We start from the raw sequence: 19254 nt of genomic DNA, 5'->3' as shown, positions 1-19254 counted from the left end.
ACACCATGCGCCCCCGGGAAAACGGGACACACACAATGCACAAAATTTGAAACCAGCTGTAAAAACCAGACCACACCACGGGGTGGCGCAATCCAATCAATTCAACCAATTCAATACAATAAACTGGTATCAACAAACTTGGCACACTATTGAGTTCTCAAACAACAGACACATTCAAAGTAATTACCGAAACATTCAACATCATTGAATTCTTTGTTTCGCTTTTTCTTCGCTGCGATATTTCAAGCTTATTTCATTCGTATCCACTTTGCAAATCCGGATCTTCATTCGGAATTCACTAAGTGGACTGATTATTCCCAACAGAATGAGAAGCCAATATTCGTCTTTCGCATCGTGCTCCGGGGAGACGACAGCGGCAGGAGAATCGCTTCTCTAATTTTGTTGGGGTTGGCCGCCACTCTGCGGTGGCGACTGAAAAAACAATACACGCTCCTGCCCGACCTTGCAACCGGATCGGGGCGGGAACGGGTAGACGGGCAGGCGCGGTTACGGCGCAGTGACCTCCACGGTTGCCAGGTTCTTCTTGCCCCGCCGCAGCAGCAGATAGCGGCCGTGCAACAACTGGCCGGCTTCAATGACGGTGTCAGGGTCCGCAACCTTGGCGTTATTGACGTAGGCACCGCCCTCACCCACCGTGCGGCGGGCGGCGGACTTGCTCTCTGACAGCCCGGTGGCCACCAGCAGCTCAATGATGCCCAGGCCGTCCGCAGCGACGGTTGCTGAGGGAAGCTCGGAGGTGGCAGCCTTCAGGGTGGCCTCGTCCAGGACCGAAAGGTCTCCGTTACCGAACAGCGCAGCCGAGGCGGCAATGACTTTCTCCGTGGCATCCACCCCATGCACCAGGGAGGTCACTTCGTAAGCAAGCTTGCGCTGTCCTTCACGGGCAAACGGCCTCTCGGCCACCGACGCCTCCAGGGCCTCGATTTCGGCCCGGGTGAGGAACGTGAAGACCTTCAGCCGGGCAGCGACGTCGCTGTCCGCCGTGTTGAGCCAGAACTGATAGAAGGCGTAGGGGCTGCACATGTCCGGGTCCAGCCAAATGGCGTTGCCCTCGCTCTTACCGAACTTTGTGCCGTCGGCATTGGTAATGAGTGGTGTACCCAGTGCGTGGACGTGCTTGCCCTCGACCTTGCGGATGAGTTCGGTGCCGCTGGTGAGGTTGCCCCACTGGTCCGAGCCGCCGGTTTGCAGGACGCAACCGTGGTCGCGGAAAAGCTGCAGGTAATCCATGCCCTGCAGGATCTGGTAGCTGAATTCCGTGTAGCTGATTCCCTCATCGGAGTTCAGGCGGTTGGCGACAATGTCCTTCTTGATCATGGTCCCGACCCGGAAGTGCTTACCGATCCCCCGCAGGAAGTCAATGGCGCTCAGCGGCGCGGTCCAGTCAAGGTTGTTGACCATCCGGGCCGCGTTGTCGCCGTCGAAGCTAAGGAAACGCTGAACCTGTGCCTGCAGTTTTCCGACCCATTCCGCCACGGTCTCGGGAGTGTTGAGAACACGCTCGGCACTTTGGCGGGGATCGCCGATCAGGCCGGTGGATCCGCCCACCAGGCCGAGGGGCTTGTGGCCGGCCAGTTGGATGCGCCGCATCAGCAGCAGCTGGACAAGGTTGCCCAGGTGCAGGCTCGGCGCGGTGGGATCGAAGCCGCAGTAATAGGTAGCGGGATCGCCGGCAAGCAGCTTTTCCAGCTCTGCCTCATCCGTGGAGACGTGGACAAGGCCGCGCCATTTCAGCTCCTGCCAGACATTGGCGAAGCCGGGGTCATTCTGCTGGGAACGGAGATCATTTAGCTGGGACACGGAATCTAAGTTAGCAGGATCGATGCGCCCTCAGCGCTTGTGACCGGCCGGCGGCCCGGCGTCCGGGGCCGGGGATCACTCCTCGATGCCGGCCGGCACTCCTGCGGACGCGATGAGCCGCAGCCGCTGGGTGGGCCGGGTCATGGCCACGTACAGGTCACCGACCCGGCCGTGCTCATGGTTCAACATCGCCGACGGTTCCAGCACCACGACGCCGTCGAACTCCAGGCCCTTGGCCTCCCGGGGGCTGATGACGACGATGTTCTGCGCATAGCTGCCGGCGTCCGTGCCGACACGTCGGCCGTAGACGGCGCGCAACGCTGCCGTAGCCTCCGGAAGGAGATCGCCGTCGGCAATGACCGCCAGCAGGCCCCCCTCCAGCGCCTCGATCTCCTGCGGCAAAACTTCCACGAGCTTGCTGACGATCCGGCCCGGCTCGACGTGGTCGATGATTGGCGACCAGCGGCCCTCACGGACAGCCTTCGGTGCGGATACGACAAGTCCGGCTGCGTTGGCCATCCGGGCGGCAGCTTCGGCGATCTGCGAGGGCGTGCGGTAATTGACGGTGAGTTCCTCGAGCTGCCAGCGGTCCGCGAACATCGGCGCCAGGGCGCTCTGCCAGGAGTTGGCACCTGCCACGGAGCTTGTTTGGGCAATGTCGCCCACAATCGTGAAGGACTTCAGCGGGCAGCGGCGGACCAGCAGCCGCCACTGCATCGGTGAGAGTTCCTGCGCCTCGTCCACCACGATGTGCCCGAACGCCCAGCTGCGGTCGGTCGTAGCCCGCTCCGCGGCGGTGAGCCGGGCCTCGCGTTCCTGGTTTTGGTCCACGAGTTCTTCTGCGGAAACCAGGACGTCCACGCCCGCGGTTTCCATATTGACCAGGGTCTGTTTGGCATTGGCGAGGTCGCGTGCGCGGTCGCTTTCCTGCTGGGCCAGTCCCCTGCCGGCCGCAGCGTCGAGTTCGCCCAGCAGCTCGGCGGCCTCGTCCAGCAGCGGCACATCCGCCTCGGTCCACGGTGCGTCGGCGGGCCGCAGCAGCAGTGCCCGCTCGGCCGGGCTGAGATTGGGGGTGCAGGCTTCCAGGATCGCCGGCCGGGTGAGGAGTTCGCCGATGAGCTTCTCCGGCGTCATGGGCATCCAGCACAGGTTTAACGCGATGCGGACGTCCCGGGCCGAGCGGACGTCTTCAGCCAGATAGGAGCGGTCTGCGTTGTTTCCGATGCTGCCGGCTTCCACGAGTTCGGTCATCTGCTCGGTCAGTTCGCGCAGCAGGATCTTCACGAACGAGACGCGGGCCTCGTTGTGCGGCTTGCCGGTGGAGCGCGCACGGTCCCGGGCGCGGCGTACCTGCCGGGGGGTGAGGAGGAGTTTGCGTCCGTCGACCTCGAGGACCCGGTTTTCCGCGGGTATGCGTTGCCGGTTGGCCACAGCGTTGGCCACCACCTCGGCCATCTCCAACCGGCCCTTGATGGCTGCGACGTCGGATTCCGGCTCGGCGACCGCATGGATTCCTGGCATCAGGCGCCCGACACTGGCCATCACGACGCCCGTCTCACCGAGTGATGGAAGCACCCGCTCGATGTACTTCATGAACGACGACGACGGTCCCACGAGCAGGACGCCGGCGGTCTTGAGCCGGTCGCGGTGGGTATACAGCAGGTAGGCAGCACGGTGCAGCGCGACGGCGGTTTTGCCCGTTCCGGGACCGCCCTGGACCACGAGGGCGCCCGAGATTGAGGACCGGATGATCCGGTCCTGCTCGGACTGGATGGTTCCGACGATGTCGGACATCCGGCCGGTCCGTTTGGAGTTCAGGGCGGCCAGCAGGGCACCCTCGCCCTGGAGGGAGTCGTTGTCGGCGAGAAGGTCCGCGTCAAGGACATCATCCTCGATCGCTTTAACCTCCCGGCCCTGCAGGATGAGGTGCCGGCGGCGGCGCACGCCCTGCCGGTCGAACGCGGTGGCCTGGTAAAAGTGTCCGGCTTCCGGGGCACGCCAGTCCAGCATGAGGCGCTGGAGGTCCTCGGTGGTCAGCCCGATGCGGCCGATGTACTGGGCTTCGCCCGAGTCGAGGTCAAGACGGCCGAATACCAACCGGTCGTCGACGGCGTCCAGCTGCGCCAGGCGGTCCTCGTACAGGGCCGCGAACGCATCCCGTTCGGAAACGTTCTGCATGGTGCCCACCGCGCCTGCGCGCCGGACCTGCGCCAGCTGGGCACGCTTTTCCGCCCGCAACTCATCCAACCGGGCATAAAGTCCGGCCACGTAGTCGCGTTCATGGACCAAATCAGCGTCGTGCATCGAACGTTCCCCTATCGAAAAAGACAGACCAACCATTCTACAACCATTTCGGTCCTCCCACCGGCACATGTCTGTTTTTTGCAGGCAGTCTATCGAGCAGGGCGCAGTCGTCCAGTGCTCCCGTCCAGTGCTCCCGTCCGGCCTGGTTCCTGCCGGCGGAGGGACATCGCCTAGAGGCGGAGCAAGGAGCTGACCGGGTGGCCGTCCAGCGCCGAACGGCCCTTGAGGTCAGCGAGTTCCAGGACGACACCCACGCCGGCGACCTCCACACCGCAGCGTTCGAAGAGCTTGACGGCAGCGCCCAGCGTGCCGCCCGTCGCGAGGACGTCGTCGAGGATCAGCACGCGGCTGCCGGGAGCGAGGTCCGTGGTGTGCAGTTCCAGGGTGGCGTTGCCGTATTCAAGGGCGTAGTCCTCGGAGACCACTTCGCGCGGGAGTTTTCCGGCTTTGCGGACGGTGATGACGCCCGTTCCGGTGGCGTACGCCGCGGCGGACGCCAGCAGGAACCCGCGGGCCTCCACCCCGGCGACAGCGTCGAATTGTCCTTCGTATGGCTCCACCAGGGCGTTAACCACCGCCCGCAGTGCGGTCCCGTCCGCGAAGACGGGGGTCAGGTCCCTGAAGACGATGCCGGGCTTGGGGTGGTCCGGGATGGAGGCGCACAGGCTGTTGATGAGCTCTGCGACGTGCGAGGAGGTTTCGTTCAGTGCGGTCATGGCGGGGTGGAGCTCGCGTCGGTTCACCCGTCAACCTTACGGGGTTCTGCCTGCCCCGCTTTGTGGCGGGTCGCGAATGCCCGCGGCATCAGGGCAACCGTACCTTCGCCGCCTTGTACCGGGAGACGGTAGGGTCCCCGGTGAGCCAAAACCGCCACGGGTAGTCGGCGGTGCCTCCGGCGCCGGAGACTCCGACGCGGGGTCCGGCGCTGATGTCCAAAGCACGGGCCGCCGGCAGTTCCAGCCGGAACGGTGCCGCCAGCGCGTCCCGGCCGCTGTCCGCCGTCGTGAGGCCGAGCGCCGTGGCAAGGCGGGCCGGTCCGCTCGCCAGGTCCTTGGCAGACTTCGACGTCGGCCGGCGGGTGAGCGCCAGGTCACCGCCTGCGACGATTTCACCTGCCCGCAACAGCACGGCGGACGCCACGCCTGCCGGCCCGCACACGATGTTGGCGCAATGGTGCATGCCATACGTGAAGTAGACATACAGATGGCCGGCCGTGCCGAACATCGGGGCGTTGCGCGCGGTGGCTCCGCGGAATGTGTGCGAGCCCGGGTCCGGGTGCAGCGAGTCGTGCGGGCCCAGGTAAGCCTCCACTTCCGTGATCCGCACCGACACCGGGCCATCATGCCCTAGGTGCGTCAACACCGCGCCGAGCAGCAACGGTGCCACTTGCCGGGCGTCCGCGGATAGAAACGTCCGGAGATCTGCGGTGCTGGGCGGCGGAATGATCATGCTCCGACTTTAACAAACGCCCCGGATCCCCCTCCACGGCCATGTCCGATTCCCGCTAGCAGCAGTGCCGGGCAGCTGGCAGGATGGAGGCATGGACTTCTGGCAGCGCTACCGGGCAATCGATGCCCGGGACACCCGGTTCGACGGGCAGTTCTACACCGCGGTCCGCACCACAGGCATCTATTGCCGGCCGTCCTGCCCGGCCCGGACCCCGAAACCGGGGAACGTCACCTTTTACGAGACGTCCGCCGCCGCGCACGACGCCGGCTACCGGGCCTGCAAGCGCTGCCTGCCCGAGGCTGTTCCCGGCACCCCCGCCTGGAACCTCCGCTCCGACGTCGCCGGCCGTGCCATGCGGTTGATCAACGATGGGGTGATCAACCGCGACGGCGTGGAAGGGCTCGCGGCCAGCCTCGGTTACTCCTCCCGGCAGCTCAACCGGATCCTCAGCCACGAGCTCGGCGCCGGGCCCCTCTCCCTGGCGCGGGCCAGCCGGGCCCAGGCCGCGCGCACCCTGCTTGTCTCCACGGCAATGAAAGTCGCCGACATTGCCTTCGCGGCCGGCTTCAGCAGCGTCCGGCAGTTCAACGAGACCATTGGCGAGGTCTTCGCCATGACACCCTCGGCGCTGCGGGCCACCGCCCGACACCACCGCCTACCCACCGGACCCGCCGGGGAGTCCACTGCCCTGACGCTGAACCTGCCCTACCGCGAGCCGTTCGACCCGGGGGTCTTCGCTTTCCTGGCGGTCCGCGCCATCCCCGGCATCGAGGAAGGCTCGCCCACTTTCTACGCCCGGACGCTGCGCCTGGCCCACGGGGACGCCCGGTTCCGGGTGGACTACGACGCCGGCGCAGCGGGCCGTCCGCTGGTGCTGACCATCGGCGCCGTCGACCTCCGGGACCTGCCCGCCCTGCTCAGCCGGGTCCGGAGGCTTCTGGACCTCGACGCCGATCCGGTCGCCATCGACAGCGCACTGGGAGGTGACTCCCGGCTGGCAGCCGTCGTGGCGGCCAGTCCGGGCATCCGGATGCCGGGTGCCGTGGACCCCCAGGAGCTGTTGATCCGGGCCATGGTCGGTCAGCAGATCACGGTGGCCGCAGCCCGGACCGCTCTCGTGCAGCTCTCTGCCGCCGGGGGCGGGTGTCTGGTCCCCTCCGGAACCTTGCACCGGCTGTTCCCCACAGCCGGGCAGATCGCGGCCGGCGGTTTCGAACTGATCCGGGGCCCGCAACGCCGTATTGACGCGATCCGGGGAGCGGCGGCCGCGATGGCCTCCGGTGCGCTCGACTTCGGCTACGGCGATGACCTGCCAGGGCTGGAGTCCAAACTGCTGCCGCTTGCCGGCGTCGGGCCATGGACAGTGGGCTATGTGGCGATGCGCGTCATCGGCGCCCCCGACGTGTTCCTGGCCAACGACGCCGCGGTGCGTAACGGCATCCGCGCCCTGGCCACAGGCCCTGGGCCCGTGCCGGAGTCCCCCGGCGCCGGCTTGAGTCCTGACTTCCGCGGGCTCAGCCCCTGGCGCTCCTACGCCACAATGCACCTGTGGCGCGTGGCGGCCGCTGCCCAGGCCGCCGCGCGGAAACCGACACCCCCTGCGAAGAAAGCGACACCATGAAAGCCCAGTTGTTGACCATGTCCACCCCGGATGGACCCTTCACCATCATTGCCCGGGACGGCGTGGTGCTTGCCTCCGGGTGGACCGCGGTTCCCGGTGAGCTGACCGGGCAGATCCACCCCGGCCTGCTGCCCGGCGAATACGAGACCGTTCCCCGGCTGGGCGCCGCCTCGGAAGCCGTGGCGGAGTTTTACGCCGGCAATCCGGCACCTGCAATGCAGGTGCCAGTGCTGCAGAAGTCCGGTCCGTTCCGCGGCCATGCCTGGGATATGCTCCGCACCGTCGCACCGGGACATCCTGTGACCTACACCGAGTACGCGGAGCTGTCCGGCAACGTCAAAGCCGTCCGGGCAGCGGCCAGCGCCTGCGCCTTCAACGCTGCGGCGCTGTTCGTACCCTGCCATCGGGTCATCCGCACCGACGGCAGCCTGGGCGGCTTCCGCTGGGGGCTGGCCATCAAGGAGAGCCTGCTGGCCCGTGAACGGCAGCAGGCCCCTTCTCCCGTCAGCGCCGGGATAGGGGCCCGCGCCCGCGTCGCACCCGGGCGCGACGCCTCACTCCGGGAGCCGTTCAGCGGGTGACGGGCACCCCCGCCGGCCAGGGCAGCAGCGCAGGGAGGTCGACGCCGTCGGCCGCGGCGGTGGCCCGCAGGCTGCCCAGGGTCGGCGTTCGTCCCGCGAGCCAGGCGGCGATGTCGGTCAGCATTCCGTTGATGGCCGTCGACCGGCCTCCGGGGGCGCCGAGCGCCACGGCCGGCAGGCCGAGCGGCTGCAGGACGAACCGCTGCCCGTCCGGAACGCGCGCAGCCAGGAAGTCGAACAGGTGCTCGCAGAACGGCCGGCTCCAGGTTTCCGGGCCGCGGCCGGTACCGAGGTCGGTGGCGTGGATGGTGAGCTCGCGCCACAGTGCCAGTCCGCCGTCGAACGCGACTCCCCCGCGGAAGCTGATCGGCGCCTGCCAGCCTGCGCCGTCCAGCGCGCCAAAGGCCTGCAGGGCACGGATCAGGGCCGCCTCCACGTCGGCCCGGTGTTCCGCGAAGCTGTGGCCGGCCGCCATCTCGATGGCCCGGGTCCGGCCCTCGAAGCCGCCGTCATAAAGCTCGATGGCGTCTCCGCGGGACGCGTATTCCACCTGGCGCGCCATCGCGTTGGCGATTCCGTTGACGTGGGCCAAAACGTGGCCGCGGGTCCAGCCCGGCAGGTCCGAGGGCGACTTTATGTCGTCCTCGGCCAGTCCGGCGATAATGTCGGTCACCGCGCCGGCGGCGCGGCGGAGTTCGTCCAGCAGTTGTTCCGGAGTGATTGGAGTCATGGCGAACATCCTAACCGAGCGTTCTCGATGAATCCGGATTAACTAAGAGGCCGCCGCGCCGTAGCGGTGGCGCAGATGCCGGCGGTCGTGCCGGGCCTGCCAGAACTCAATTTCGCGGGGCTGAACGGAGTACAGCTGCCAGTCCGGGTTGTCGCTGCCGTCCGCGCCGGGCCGGGCGTGCCAGTCGTCCGCGGACGCAGCCGCGGACAACTTCACAACGCTGCCCGCGACGCGGACCTGCCGGCCCTGCTCTTGCCAGTAGAAGTTCAGTGCGGCCTGCGGATTCACGGCCAGCTCCCGGCCCTTGCGTGAGGCCCGGGACGTGGCGAAGTGCCAGCCGTCGTCGTCGATGTCCTTAAGGATCAGCATCCGGGAGGACGGCTGACCGAGCGCATCCGCGGTGGCAAGACTGCAGGCGTTGGGTTGGGCCACGCCCGCGTCCAGGGCCTCGGTGAGCCATTGCCGGAACAGCGCCGCCGGGTCCGCGGGGGCGGTGGCCGGGTCGAAGTCCGGGAGCTGTTCAGGGAAATCGGGCAGGGCGCGCAGCATCTGACGGAAGGTTTGACTCATGCATCCAGCTTAAGCGCCGCGAGTTGGCACTTGGCGGCAGTGTCAGCGAAAAACATTGCCGCGAAGTGCCAACTCGGGTGGTGCGTGGGGCATGGCCCCTGATGCGGGCGGAAGTTAGCCTGCGTACCCGCGCACCCCGGCGAGCTCACCTTCGAGGGCCAGCAATTGGCGCTCGACGGCGGCCGGTGCGGTGCCGCCCTGGGAGTTCCGGCTGTTCAGCGAACCTTCCGTCGACAGGACCGTGCGGACTTCCGGCGTCAGGTGCTCGGAGATGCCGGCGTATTCCGCGTCTGTCAGGTCCCACAGCTCCACGCCGCGGCTTTCGGCCTGCTTGACGGCGGCACCGGAGAGCTCATGCGCCTCCCGGAACGGAACCCCCTGGCGGACCAGCCATTCGGCAATGTCGGTGGCCAGCGCAAAGCCCTGAGGAGCCAGGGACTCCATCCGCTCGGTATTGAACGTCAGTGTCGCGATCATGCCGGAGACGGCCGGGAGCAGGACTTCCAGTGTGTCGGCGGCATCGAAGACCGGTTCCTTGTCCTCCTGCAGGTCGCGGTTGTACGCGAGCGGCAGACCTTTCAGGGTGGCCAGGAGCCCGGTCAGGTTCCCGATCAGCCGGCCGGACTTTCCGCGGGCGAGCTCGGCGACGTCCGGGTTCTTCTTCTGCGGCATGATCGAGGAGCCGGTGGAGTAGGAATCGTGCAGGGTCACGAACGAAAATTCCTTCGTGGCCCAGAGGATCACTTCCTCCGAGATCCGGGACAGGTCCACGCCGATCATGGCTGTGATCCAGGCAAACTCGGCAAAAACATCGCGGGATGCGGTGCCGTCGATCGAGTTGTGCGTGGCGGAGAAGAAACCCAGCTCCGCGGCCACGGCCTCCGGGTCCAGGCCCAGCGAGGAGCCTGCGAGGGCGCCGGAGCCATACGGGGAAACCCCCGCCCGCTTGTCCCAGTCCACCAGCCGTTGCACGTCACGCAGCAGCGCCCAGGCGTGGGCCAGCAGGTGGTGGCTGAGCAGGACCGGCTGGGCGTGCTGGAGGTGGGTGCGGCCGGGCATGGCCACGCCCTGGTGCGCCTTGGCCTGGCCGACCAACGCATCGACCGTTGCGAGCACGCCGCGGGCGATGATCCGGGCGTGGTCGCGCAGGAACATCCGGCCCAGGGTGGCTACCTGGTCGTTACGGGACCGGCCGGCGCGGAGCTTGCCGCCGAGCTGGGTCCCGGCGCGCTCAATGAGGCCGCGTTCCAGCGAACCGTGCACGTCCTCATCAGACTCCGCGGGCAGGTAGGCGCCGGAGGCAACGTCATCGTCCAGCTGGGCGAGGGCGGCCAGCATGCCCTCGAGCTCGGCGTCGTCGAGCAGCCCGGCCTTGTGCAGCACGCGGGCGTGCGCCTTGGAACCGGCGATGTCATAACGGGCCAGCCGCCAGTCGAAGTGGGTGGACTTGCTCAGCGCGGCGAGGGCGTCCGCGGGGCCACCGGCAAACCGGCCGCCCCACAGCGCACCAGTGTTGGTCACCGAGGGCCCCCCGACCTCGCTTCGCCCGGCCTGGGATCCCTGCGCACGTGGGCCCGTCTTCGGATTCGTCTCGGCCATCCGGCTACTGCCCTGCGACGCGGATGTCACGGCCGGAGGCGACCTTGGCGGACATGCCCCACAGCTCGATGAAGCCCTTGGCCATGGACTGGTCGAAGGTGTCACCGGTGTCGTAGGTGGCAAGGGAGAAGTCATAGAGCGAGGTGTCGGAGCGGCGGCCGTTGACGACGGCCTGGCCGCCGTGCAGGCTCATGCGGATGTCACCCGTGACGTAGCGCTGGGTGTCCTCAATGAAGGCATCCAGGGAGCGCTTGAGCGGCGAGAACCACTGGCCGTCGTAGACCAGCTCGGACCAGCGCTGGCCGACGGTGGCCTTGAAGCGGGCCTGTTCACGTTCGACCGTGATGTCCTCGAGGTGCTTGTGCGCAGTGATCAGCGCCATGGCTCCGGGTGCTTCGTAGACTTCCCGGGACTTGATGCCGACCAGCCGGTCCTCGACCACATCGATCCGGCCAACCCCCTGGGCACCGGCACGCCGGTTCAGTTCCTTGATGGCCTGCAGCGGGGTGACCTTGACGCCGTCGATCGCGACCGGGATGCCGGCCTCGAAGGAGATGGTGACTTCGTCCGGGGCCGGCGGGAATTCCGGGGTGGCGGTGTAATCGTAGATGTCCTTGGTGGGCGGGTTCCAGATGTCCTCAAGATAGCCGGTCTCGACGGCGCGTCCCCAAACGTTCTGGTCGATCGAGTACGGGTTTTTCTTGGTGGTCTCGATCGGCAGTCCCTTTTCCTCGGCGAAGGCGATGGCCTTGTCACGGGTCAGGGCGAGGTCGCGGACCGGTGCGATGCACTTCAGGTCCGGGCCGAGGGTCTGGATGCCGACTTCGAAGCGGACCTGGTCGTTGCCTTTGCCGGTGCAGCCGTGCGCCACCGTGGTGGCGCCGAACTCGCGGGCAGCCTTGACCAGGTGCTTGACGATCACCGGGCGGGAGATGGCGGAGACCAGCGGGTAGTGGCCCTGGTACAGGCCGTTGGCCTTCAACGTCGGCATGCAGTACTCGTTGGCGAACTCATCGGACGCGTCGGCGACGTAGGCTTCGACGGCGCCGCAGCCGAGGGCCCGCTGGCGGATGGTCTCGAGGGACTCACCGCCCTGCCCGACGTCGACCGCCACGGCGATGACCTCGGCGCCGGTTGCTTCACCGATCCAGCCGATAGCTACGGAAGTATCCAGGCCACCGGAGTAGGCCAGCACAATACGCTCAGTCACTTCAATTGCTCCTTAGTTGTTTGGGAAATTTTAGGTGTGCGACGAAAAATCATTGGCCGGCTTCTTCAGCCAGCTGCAGGAACCGCACAGCCAGGGCGGCGCCGCCCAGGGGGTCCCGGCTTACCAGCAGCACGGTGTCGTCCCCCGCGATGGTGCCCAGAACGGACGGCATGACGGAGTGATCAATGGCGAGGGCCAGGAAGTTGGCCGCGCCCGGCGGAGTCCGGAGCACCGCGATGTTCGCTGATGCCTCGGCCGTGACCAGCAGTTCCCCGCAGAGCCGGGCCAGCCGCGCGTCGAGGATTTCCTGGCTGACGCCGCTCCGGGCGGCGCGTTCGCCGCCCTCTCCCGGTACCGCGTAGACGAGGACGCCTTCCTTGCCGCGGACCCGGACAGCGCCGAGCTCCACGAGGTCGCGGGACAGCGTGGCCTGGGTGACCTGCACGCCGTCGTCCGCGAGCAGCGCCGCGAGTTCCGCCTGGGAGCGGACGGACTCGCCGGTGAGGATCGCGGTGATGCGCGCCTGCCGGGCCGTCTTGGTGGCCGGACTGGCCCCCGGCGAAGCTGGCTGGACGGACATTATCCGAGGCCCTCCGCCGGCGCCAGCCCATCAACCGGGGCCAGCCCATCGATCGGGGCCAGCCCATCGACCACGGCGAGGCCGGAGCGGTGCATCAGCCACGCCATCAGCGCCTTCTGCGCGTGCAGCCGGTTCTCGGCCTCGTCCCAGACCACGGACTGCGGGCCGTCAATCACACCGGCGGCGATCTCATAGCCGCGGTAGGCGGGCAGGCAATGGAGCACGACGGCGTCCGGCGCCGCGAGCTTCATGGCCGCTTCGTCCACCGCGTAGCCGCGGAACAGCTGCATCCTGGCCGCTTTCTCGTCTTCCTGGCCCATGGACACCCACGTGTCGGTGGCCACGACGTCGGCTCCGAGCAGCGCTTCGGCGGCGTCCACCGTGACGAGCACCGAGCCTCCGGTCTCCGCCGCCCGGTCCTCGGCGGCCGCGATGATTTCCGGAGACGGCAGGTAGCCGTCGGGTCCGGCGACCCGGACGTGCATGCCAGCAGTGACGCCTGCCAGCAGGTAGGAGTTGGCCATGTTGTTGGCCGAGTCGCCGAGGTAGGTCATGGTCAGTCCCGCCAGCCCGCCCTTGTGTTCCTTGATGGTCAGCAGGTCCGCGAGCAGCTGGCAGGGGTGGTAGTCATCGCACAAAGCGTTGATAACGGGCACGCGGGAATTCCGGGCCATGGCGACCAGACCGGCATGGGCGCCGGTGCGCCAGACAATGGTGGACACCATGCGTTCGAGGACCCTCGCGGTGTCCTCGACTGATTCCTTGTGCCCGATCTGGGCCTCGCCCGGGTTGATGATGAGGGCGTTGCCGCCCAGGTCCGCAATGCCGGTGGCGAAGGAGACGCGGGTGCGGGTGGAGGTTTTGTCGAAAATTACGGCGACGGTCTTGCGTCCGCTCCCGGCTGCGGCGAAGGGCTGAACGCTGTACGGGGCGGCCTTCATCCGGAGAGCGAGATCCAGGACCTCTGCCTGCTCGGCCGGGGTGAGATCGGTGTCCTTGAGGAAGTGGCGGGTGGGTGCTGCTGCAGTCGAAGGGGCGGTCACTGGGCGTCCTTTGCGGTCCGGAGGAGGGCGGGCAGTGCCGCAAGGAAGCGGTCGGCCTGTTCGGTGGTGAGGATCAGGGGAGGCGCGAGGCGGATGGTGCGCGGGCCGGGGCTGTTCACGATGAAGCCGGCGTCAAGTCCCGCGGCCACCACGGCGGGGGCGACGTCGGCGTCGAGGTCGAATCCGATCAGGAGCCCTTCGCCGCGGACCTCGGTGACGCCCTCGATGGCGGTGAGGCCGGCCCGCACGTGCTCCCCCACGTCTCTGACGTGGTCCAGCACGTGCTGGGTCTCGAGCACGTGCACGGTGGCCAGTGCCGCCGCAGTAGCCACCGGGTTGCCGCCGAACGTCGTTCCGTGCTGGCCGGCGGTCAGCAGCGCGGACGTCTCCGGGCCAAAGGTGACGAGGGCGCCGATCGGGAATCCGCCGCCGAGGCCCTTGGCGAGGGTGACGGCGTCGGGCACAATCCCGGTGTCCGCGCTGGCGAGCCACTTTCCGGTGCGGCCGATCCCGGTTTGGACCTCATCCAGGATCAGCAGGGCACCGGCGGCGCGGGTGGCCTGCCGGGCGGCCACCAGGTAGCCGGCGGGAAGCGGCCGGACGCCGGCCTCGCCCTGGATGGGTTCAAGGAAGACGGCTGCGGTGGTCTCGTCCACCGCGGCCCGGAGCGCGTCGATGTCCCCGAAAGGGACGTGCACGACGCCGCCGGGCAGCGGAGCGAATGGCGCCCGGTAGGCTTCTTTGGCGGTAAGCGCCAGGGCGCCCATGGTCCGGCCGTGGAAGGCGCCTTCGAGGGCGATGATTTTAGTGCGCGGCTTGGCTTCCGCGTCAGAATCGCTGATGCCACAGTTGCGCCGCGCCAGCTTGAAGGCGGCTTCGACGGCTTCGGTGCCGGAGTTGGCGAAGAACACCTTGGACCCGGCTGGAGCCCCGGTGATCTCCAGCAGCTTCTCGGCCAGCGCAATCTGGGTGGGGCTGGTGAAAAAGTTGGAGACGTGCCCCAGGGTGGCGAGCTGACTGGCGACAACCGAGGTGACGAACGGGTGGGCGTGGCCCAGGGCGTTGACCGCGATCCCGCCGAGCAGGTCCAGGTATTCCTTACCGTCCGCGTCCCAGACGAGGCAGCCGGCACCGCGCACCAGGACGCGCTGCGGGGTGCCGAAGACGCCCAGCAGTGAGGTGGAGTAGCGGGCCAGCCAGTCGGCTCCGCTGCCGGGACCGGCAGTTCCGACGATTTCGCCGAGTTCGGGGGGTATTTCCAGTTGGTTCATTAGTTTTCCCCGTCCGGGACGACCTGGGTGCCGATGCCCGCCGTCGTAAAGGTCTCCAGGAGCATCGAGTGCGGCAGCCTGCCGTCGACGATGTGCGCCCGTTCGACGCCGCCTTCGACGGCTGTGAGGCAGGCCTCCATCTTCGGGATCATGCCGGACTCCAGGCGCGGCAGCAGCTCGCGCAGCTCCGTCGCGGTGAGCGAGGAAATCAGGGAGGTACGGTCCGGCCAATTGGCGAAGAGGCCCTCGACATCGGTGAGGATCACGAGTTTGGAGGCGCCCAAAGCTTCGGCGAGGGCGGCGGCGGCGGTGTCCGCGTTGACGTTCAGGACCTGGCCGGTGGTCTGCGCCTGCTTTGCGCCCGGGTCGCCGGTTCCGTCGTCGAAGATCTCCGGCGCTACTGTCGAAATCACCGGGATACGGCCGGCTGCAATGATGTCCAGGATTCCCTCGGGGTTTACCCCGATGACCTCACCGACCTGGCCCAGGTCCACCTCTTCGCCGTCGACCACGGTGCCGGTGCGGACGGCGCGGAGCAGGCCGCCGTCTTCACCGGACATGCCCACGGCGTACGGGCCATGCGAGTTGATCAGGCCGACAAGTTCCCGGCCCACCTGGCCGGTGAGGACCATACGGACCACGTCCATGGCCTCCGGGGTGGTGACCCGCAGTCCGCCCTTAAATTCTGATTCGATCCCGAGCCGGCTGAGCATGGCGTTGATTTGCGGGCCGCCCCCATGCACCACCACGGGGTGGATCCCGACGTGGTGCAGGAAGACGACGTCCTCCGCGAAGGCGCGGCGGAGCTCGTCGTTGACCATGGCGTTGCCGCCGTACTTGATCACCATCGTGGTCCCGGCGAAGCGCTGGATCCAGGGCAATGCCTCGATCAGGGTGCCGGCTTTGTCCTGGGCGTCGGACGTGGACGTGGTTTCGCGGGTCTCGGTGTGCACTGGCGTTCCCTAGCTGGAGTAGGCGCTGTTTTCGTGGACGTAGTCGTGGGTGAGGTCGTTGGTCCAGATCGTGGCCTCGGCGTTGCCGGCCTGGAGGTCGATCTCGACCAGCACCTCGCGGGGTTCCAGGTCCACGAGGCCGCGGTCATCGCCGATACTGCCGTTGCGGCAGATCTGGATGCCGTTCATGGACACGTTGAGCTGGTCGGGTTCGAAGGCCGCATCGGTAGTTCCGACGGCGGAGAGAACCCGGCCCCAGTTGGGGTCTTTACCGAAGATCGCCGCCTTGAAGAGGTTGGAACGGGCCACGGCCCGGCTGACCACTTCGGCGTCCATTTCACTGAAGGCGTTGAACGTGCGGACCGAGATGTCATGGCTGGCGCCCTCGGCGTCGCCGATCAGCTTCCGGGCCAGTTCCGCGCAGACCTGCGTCAGGCCCCTGCCGAAGTCGACGGCGGACGGGACGGCCCCGGAGGCTCCGGAGGCGAGCAGCACCACGGTGTCGTTCGTGGACATGCAGCCGTCCGAGTCCGCCCGGTCAAAGGTGACCCGGGTGGCATCGCGCAGCACGACGTCGAGCATTTCCGGCTGCACGTCCGCGTCCGTGGTGAGGACCACCAGCATGGTGGCGAGGCCGGGAGCGAGCATTCCGGCGCCCTTGGCCATGCCGCCAATGGTGAATTGCTTGCCGTCGGCATCGGTGCCGAGAAAGACCGCCTGCTTGGCCACGGAGTCCGTGGTCATGATCGCGGTGGCGGCCTCGGGCCCGCCGTCGGCGCTGAGTGCAGCTGTGGCGGCACCGATCCCGGCGAGGATTTTCTCCATGGGGAGCTGCTCACCAATCAGGCCGGTGGAGCAGACGAAGACGTCGGTGGCCGAGACGCCGAGCGCTTCGGCCGTTTTCTCGGCGGTGGTGTGGGTGTTCTGGAAACCCTGCGGGCCGGTGCAGGCGTTGGCACCGCCGGAGTTCAGAATGACGGCGTCCACACGGCCGTCCTTGACCACTTCGCGGGACCAGTGCACGGGGGCAGCGGCCACCCGGTTGGAGGTGAACACGGCCGCGGCGGCCTTGCCGGGGCCATCATTGACCACGAGGGCCAGGTCGGGGTTGCCGGAGGTCTTGAGGCCGGCGGTGACTCCGGCTGCGCGGAATCCCTGGGGGACGGTAATGCTCATGGTGCGACTCCCTGCAGTTGGAGGCCGGCGGTTTCCGCCAGGCCGAGGGCGATGTTCATGGACTGCACAGCGCCGCCGGCCGTCCCCTTGGTGAGGTTGTCGATGGCGCACGTGACAATCACGCGGCCGGTGTGGCTGTCCAGCGCCAGTTGCAGAACGGCGTGGTTGGAGCCCTGGACCGACTTGGTGGAGGGCCAGCGGCCCTCGGGCAGCAGGTGCACGAACGGCTCGTCGTCGTAGGCCTCGCTCCACGCCTGGCGGAGTTCCTCGGCGGTGACGCCGGGCCGCACCTTCGCGGTGGCCGTGGTGAGGATGCCGCGGCTCATGGGGGCCAGCGTGGGTGTGAAGGACACCGTAACCGGAGCGTTCAGCGCCCTGGAGAGTCCCTGTTCAATTTCGGGGGTGTGCCGGTGTCCGCCGCCCACTCCGTAAGGGCTCATCGAACCCATGACCTCGGCGCCGATCAGGTTCACCTTGGCAGCCTTGCCGGCCCCGGAGGTACCGGACGCCGCAACAATGACGACGTCGTCGGCTTGGAGCAGGTGGTTGCTGAAGCCCGGTATGAGAGCCAGCAGGGCCGACGTCGGGTAACAGCCCGGCACGGCGATCCGCCTGGCACCCCGGAGTGCCTCGCGCTGGCCGGGGAGTTCGGGCAGTCCGTAGGGCCAGGTGCCTGCGTGCGGCGAACCGTAGAACTTTTCCCAGGCGGCAGCATCCTCGAGCCGGTGGTCGGCGCCGGCGTCGATCACCAGGGTGCCCGCCGGCAGCTTCGCGGCGATCTCCGCGGAGGCGCCGTGCGGCAGGGCCAGAAACACGACGTCGTGCCCGGAGAGGTTCTCCACCGTGGTGTCCTCAAGGATCCGGCTGGAGAGGCCATGGAGATGGGGCTGCAGTTCCCCTAGTCTGGAACCGGCGCTGCTATGGGCCGTGATGGCGCCGATGGTGACATCCGGGTGGCCCGCGAGCAGCCGGAGCACCTCGCCGCCGGCATAACCGCTTGCGCCGGAGACGGCAACAGAAATAGTCATAGCAGGAACTATACAGCAAGAGTATGCATGGATGCCGATATTTATGCATGCGCTGTTTCGTGCCCCTGCCTCCTGCCGGGCCCTCCTCCCCCACGCGGGGAGACATTTTCGCAGTGGGCGCTGACGGTCGGGGCGTATGCTTGGCTAAGGGTGATCCAGAGCGTGCAGTCCGGCTGTCGGCTGCAGCGTTGCCCGTAACAGTTACGAGGCACGCGCTCCATGACCCCCACCACTGCTACGCCGGATCGCCCCGCATCGCGGATCCGCCAGCCGAACGCCGTCGTTCTGAGTTATTCCGAACTCCTTAAGACCGTCAAGGCCGCAGGCCTGCTTGAGCGGCGCGTCGGATTCTACATCGCGGTATTCTCCGTCCTGGTCCTGCTGATGACCGCCACGTGGTTCGGCTTCGCACTGATTGGCGACAGCTGGTTCCAGCTCCTTATCGCTGCCGCCCTGGGTATCCTGTGCACCCAGCTGAGCTTTCTCGCCCATGAGGCAGGGCACCGGCAGATCTTCGCGTCCCGCCGTGCCAATGACTGGGCCGCCAGGCTGCTCGCCACGTCCGTCGCCGGGATCAGCTACTCCTGGTGGGAGCAGAAACACGGCGCACACCATAACCACCCGAACGTCATTTCCAAAGACCCGGATATCGCCACCGGGGCGATCGCGTTCTACCCGGACGCCGCAGCCACCCGGCAGGGCCGGTTCTCGTTCCTGACCCGCAAACAGGGCTGGCTGTTTTTCCCCCTGCTCTTCCTCGTGGGCCTGGGCCTGCAGATCGATTCGATCAAGTTCATCTTCCAGCGCGCGAAGGTCACGCACCGCTGGGTTGAAATCCCGATTCTCGCGGTCCGCCTGAGCCTGCTGCCGGTGCTTGCTTTCACCTTCCTGCCCTGGGGCATGGCGCTCGCGTTTATTGGTGTGCAGCTCGCCGTCTTCGGTTTCTACATGGGGGCCTCCTTCGCGCCGAACCACAAGGGCATGCCGGTCCTGCCGGCCGACAGCCGGGTGGACTTCTTCAGCCGCCAGGTGCTCACGTCCCGCAATATTTCCGGCGGGCGGTTCATGGACATCCTTCTCGGTGGACTCAACCGCCAGGCCGAGCACCACCTCTTTCCGGATATGGCCCGGCCCCAGCTCGACAAGGCTGCCGTGATTGTCCGCGAGTTCTGCGCGAAGCACCAGGTTCCCTACACGGAAACCACCCTCCTGCAGTCCTACGGCATCATCGTCCGGTACCTCAACGACGTCGGGCTCTCCGCCGGACGCCACTTCGAGTGCCCGATGGCTACCGTCACCCGCCGATACTAAGCAGCTC

The 19254-nt window shown here is 67.3% G+C and carries 17 protein-coding genes; 3 read left to right on the top strand and 14 right to left on the bottom strand.

The annotated features are described in order from the left end of the window. Window positions 1–507: 507 nt before the first annotated feature. From tyrS to RCH15_RS04555, 4 genes are all read right to left on the bottom strand, one after another. Window positions 508–1821 (bottom strand): tyrosine--tRNA ligase, encoded by a 1314-nt coding sequence (gene tyrS, locus RCH15_RS04570; RefSeq protein WP_326958456.1) that lies wholly within the window; start codon window positions 1819–1821, stop codon window positions 508–510. Between the two features lie 75 nt (window positions 1822–1896). After that, a complete protein-coding gene (locus RCH15_RS04565) occupies window positions 1897–4125 on the bottom strand; it encodes a HelD family protein (protein ID WP_326958454.1) in 2229 nt (742 codons plus the stop codon). Window positions 4126–4295: 170 nt separating this feature from the next. After that, complete coding sequence (locus RCH15_RS04560) at window positions 4296–4841, bottom strand: adenine phosphoribosyltransferase (RefSeq protein ID WP_326958518.1); 546 nt, start codon at window positions 4839–4841, stop codon at window positions 4296–4298. An 88-nt stretch (window positions 4842–4929) separates the two neighbouring features. After that, the gene (locus RCH15_RS04555; protein WP_326958452.1) at window positions 4930–5574 is read right to left on the bottom strand and encodes a DNA-3-methyladenine glycosylase; all 645 of its coding nucleotides are present in this window, start codon (window positions 5572–5574) and stop codon (window positions 4930–4932) included. Window positions 5575–5665: 91 nt separating this feature from the next. Between RCH15_RS04555 and RCH15_RS04550 the strand changes: the two genes are divergently transcribed. Both RCH15_RS04550 and RCH15_RS04545 read left to right on the top strand, forming a co-directional pair. Then, the gene (locus RCH15_RS04550) at window positions 5666–7195 is read left to right on the top strand and encodes a DNA-3-methyladenine glycosylase 2 family protein (protein ID WP_326958450.1); all 1530 of its coding nucleotides are present in this window, start codon (window positions 5666–5668) and stop codon (window positions 7193–7195) included. Further along, the gene (locus RCH15_RS04545; RefSeq protein WP_326958448.1) at window positions 7192–7776 is read left to right on the top strand and encodes a methylated-DNA--[protein]-cysteine S-methyltransferase; all 585 of its coding nucleotides are present in this window, start codon (window positions 7192–7194) and stop codon (window positions 7774–7776) included. The genes RCH15_RS04550 and RCH15_RS04545 overlap by 4 nt, the downstream gene beginning before the upstream one ends. Here the strand turns inward: RCH15_RS04545 and RCH15_RS04540 are convergent. The 10 genes from RCH15_RS04540 to argC all read right to left on the bottom strand — a co-directional run bounded on the left by RCH15_RS04540 (window position 7766) and on the right by argC (window position 17936). Further along, window positions 7766–8506, bottom strand: coding sequence for a maleylpyruvate isomerase family mycothiol-dependent enzyme (locus RCH15_RS04540; RefSeq protein WP_326958446.1), 741 nt, complete (start codon window positions 8504–8506; stop codon window positions 7766–7768). The two genes, RCH15_RS04545 and RCH15_RS04540, sit on opposite strands and share 11 nt — an antisense overlap. A 42-nt stretch (window positions 8507–8548) precedes the next feature. Then, window positions 8549–9076 (bottom strand): pyridoxine/pyridoxamine 5'-phosphate oxidase, encoded by a 528-nt coding sequence (locus RCH15_RS04535; protein WP_326958444.1) that lies wholly within the window; start codon window positions 9074–9076, stop codon window positions 8549–8551. Window positions 9077–9190: 114 nt separating this feature from the next. Continuing rightward, window positions 9191–10675, bottom strand: a complete 1485-nt coding sequence (gene argH / locus RCH15_RS04530; RefSeq protein ID WP_326958442.1) for an argininosuccinate lyase — start codon at window positions 10673–10675, stop codon at window positions 9191–9193. 4 nt (window positions 10676–10679) lie between these two features. Further along, window positions 10680–11885: an argininosuccinate synthase gene (locus RCH15_RS04525; protein WP_326958440.1), complete on the bottom strand. Its 1206-nt coding sequence runs from the start codon at window positions 11883–11885 to the stop codon at window positions 10680–10682. A 49-nt stretch (window positions 11886–11934) separates the two neighbouring features. Next, window positions 11935–12465, bottom strand: a complete 531-nt coding sequence (locus RCH15_RS04520; RefSeq protein WP_326958438.1) for an arginine repressor — start codon at window positions 12463–12465, stop codon at window positions 11935–11937. Continuing rightward, on the bottom strand, window positions 12465–13508 hold the full coding sequence (argF, locus tag RCH15_RS04515) for an ornithine carbamoyltransferase (protein WP_326958436.1): 1044 nt from the start codon (window positions 13506–13508) through the stop codon (window positions 12465–12467). Before argF ends, RCH15_RS04520 begins: the two co-directional genes overlap by 1 nt. Then, window positions 13505–14779 (bottom strand): acetylornithine transaminase, encoded by a 1275-nt coding sequence (locus RCH15_RS04510; RefSeq protein ID WP_326958434.1) that lies wholly within the window; start codon window positions 14777–14779, stop codon window positions 13505–13507. The genes argF and RCH15_RS04510 overlap by 4 nt, the downstream gene beginning before the upstream one ends. Continuing rightward, window positions 14779–15732: an acetylglutamate kinase gene (argB, locus tag RCH15_RS04505; RefSeq protein WP_326958432.1), complete on the bottom strand. Its 954-nt coding sequence runs from the start codon at window positions 15730–15732 to the stop codon at window positions 14779–14781. The genes RCH15_RS04510 and argB overlap by 1 nt, the downstream gene beginning before the upstream one ends. A 9-nt stretch (window positions 15733–15741) precedes the next feature. Continuing rightward, complete coding sequence (argJ, locus tag RCH15_RS04500; RefSeq protein WP_326958430.1) at window positions 15742–16908, bottom strand: bifunctional glutamate N-acetyltransferase/amino-acid acetyltransferase ArgJ; 1167 nt, start codon at window positions 16906–16908, stop codon at window positions 15742–15744. Then, complete coding sequence (gene argC / locus RCH15_RS04495; RefSeq protein ID WP_326958428.1) at window positions 16905–17936, bottom strand: N-acetyl-gamma-glutamyl-phosphate reductase; 1032 nt, start codon at window positions 17934–17936, stop codon at window positions 16905–16907. The genes argJ and argC overlap by 4 nt, the downstream gene beginning before the upstream one ends. Window positions 17937–18155: 219 nt before the next feature. Here argC and RCH15_RS04490 point away from each other — a divergent pair, with 219 nt between their 5' ends. Continuing rightward, window positions 18156–19247 carry a fatty acid desaturase family protein gene (locus tag RCH15_RS04490; protein WP_326958426.1) on the top strand — a complete coding sequence of 364 codons (1092 nt, stop codon included), beginning with the start codon at window positions 18156–18158 and terminating at the stop codon, window positions 19245–19247. Window positions 19248–19254 lie beyond the last annotated feature (7 nt).

The sequence above is a fragment of the Arthrobacter sp. MP_M4 genome (assembly GCF_035984855.1).
Classification (GTDB): domain Bacteria; phylum Actinomycetota; class Actinomycetes; order Actinomycetales; family Micrococcaceae; genus Arthrobacter.
Note: the sequence above shows the minus strand (reverse complement) of the source record. Positions and strands in the feature narration are given on the sequence as shown.

What these genes read in the sequence shown, in the direction of transcription:
- RCH15_RS04550 (WP_326958450.1), top strand. Translation starts at nt 5,666, where the DNA reads ATGGACTTCTGGCAGCGCTACCGGGCAATCGATGCCCGGGACACCCGG.
- RCH15_RS04510 (WP_326958434.1), bottom strand. Translation starts at nt 14,779, where the DNA reads ATGAACCAACTGGAAATACCCCCCGAACTCGGCGAAATCGTCGGAACT.
- RCH15_RS04540 (WP_326958446.1), bottom strand. Translation starts at nt 8,506, where the DNA reads ATGACTCCAATCACTCCGGAACAACTGCTGGACGAACTCCGCCGCGCC.
- argH (WP_326958442.1), bottom strand. Translation starts at nt 10,675, where the DNA reads ATGGCCGAGACGAATCCGAAGACGGGCCCACGTGCGCAGGGATCCCAG.
- RCH15_RS04490 (WP_326958426.1), top strand. Translation starts at nt 18,156, where the DNA reads ATGACCCCCACCACTGCTACGCCGGATCGCCCCGCATCGCGGATCCGC.
- RCH15_RS04555 (WP_326958452.1), bottom strand. Translation starts at nt 5,574, where the DNA reads ATGATCATTCCGCCGCCCAGCACCGCAGATCTCCGGACGTTTCTATCC.
- RCH15_RS04565 (WP_326958454.1), bottom strand. Translation starts at nt 4,125, where the DNA reads ATGCACGACGCTGATTTGGTCCATGAACGCGACTACGTGGCCGGACTT.
- argJ (WP_326958430.1), bottom strand. Translation starts at nt 16,908, where the DNA reads ATGAGCATTACCGTCCCCCAGGGATTCCGCGCAGCCGGAGTCACCGCC.
- RCH15_RS04560 (WP_326958518.1), bottom strand. Translation starts at nt 4,841, where the DNA reads ATGACCGCACTGAACGAAACCTCCTCGCACGTCGCAGAGCTCATCAAC.
- RCH15_RS04535 (WP_326958444.1), bottom strand. Translation starts at nt 9,076, where the DNA reads ATGAGTCAAACCTTCCGTCAGATGCTGCGCGCCCTGCCCGATTTCCCT.
- RCH15_RS04545 (WP_326958448.1), top strand. Translation starts at nt 7,192, where the DNA reads ATGAAAGCCCAGTTGTTGACCATGTCCACCCCGGATGGACCCTTCACC.
- RCH15_RS04520 (WP_326958438.1), bottom strand. Translation starts at nt 12,465, where the DNA reads ATGTCCGTCCAGCCAGCTTCGCCGGGGGCCAGTCCGGCCACCAAGACG.
- argC (WP_326958428.1), bottom strand. Translation starts at nt 17,936, where the DNA reads ATGACTATTTCTGTTGCCGTCTCCGGCGCAAGCGGTTATGCCGGCGGC.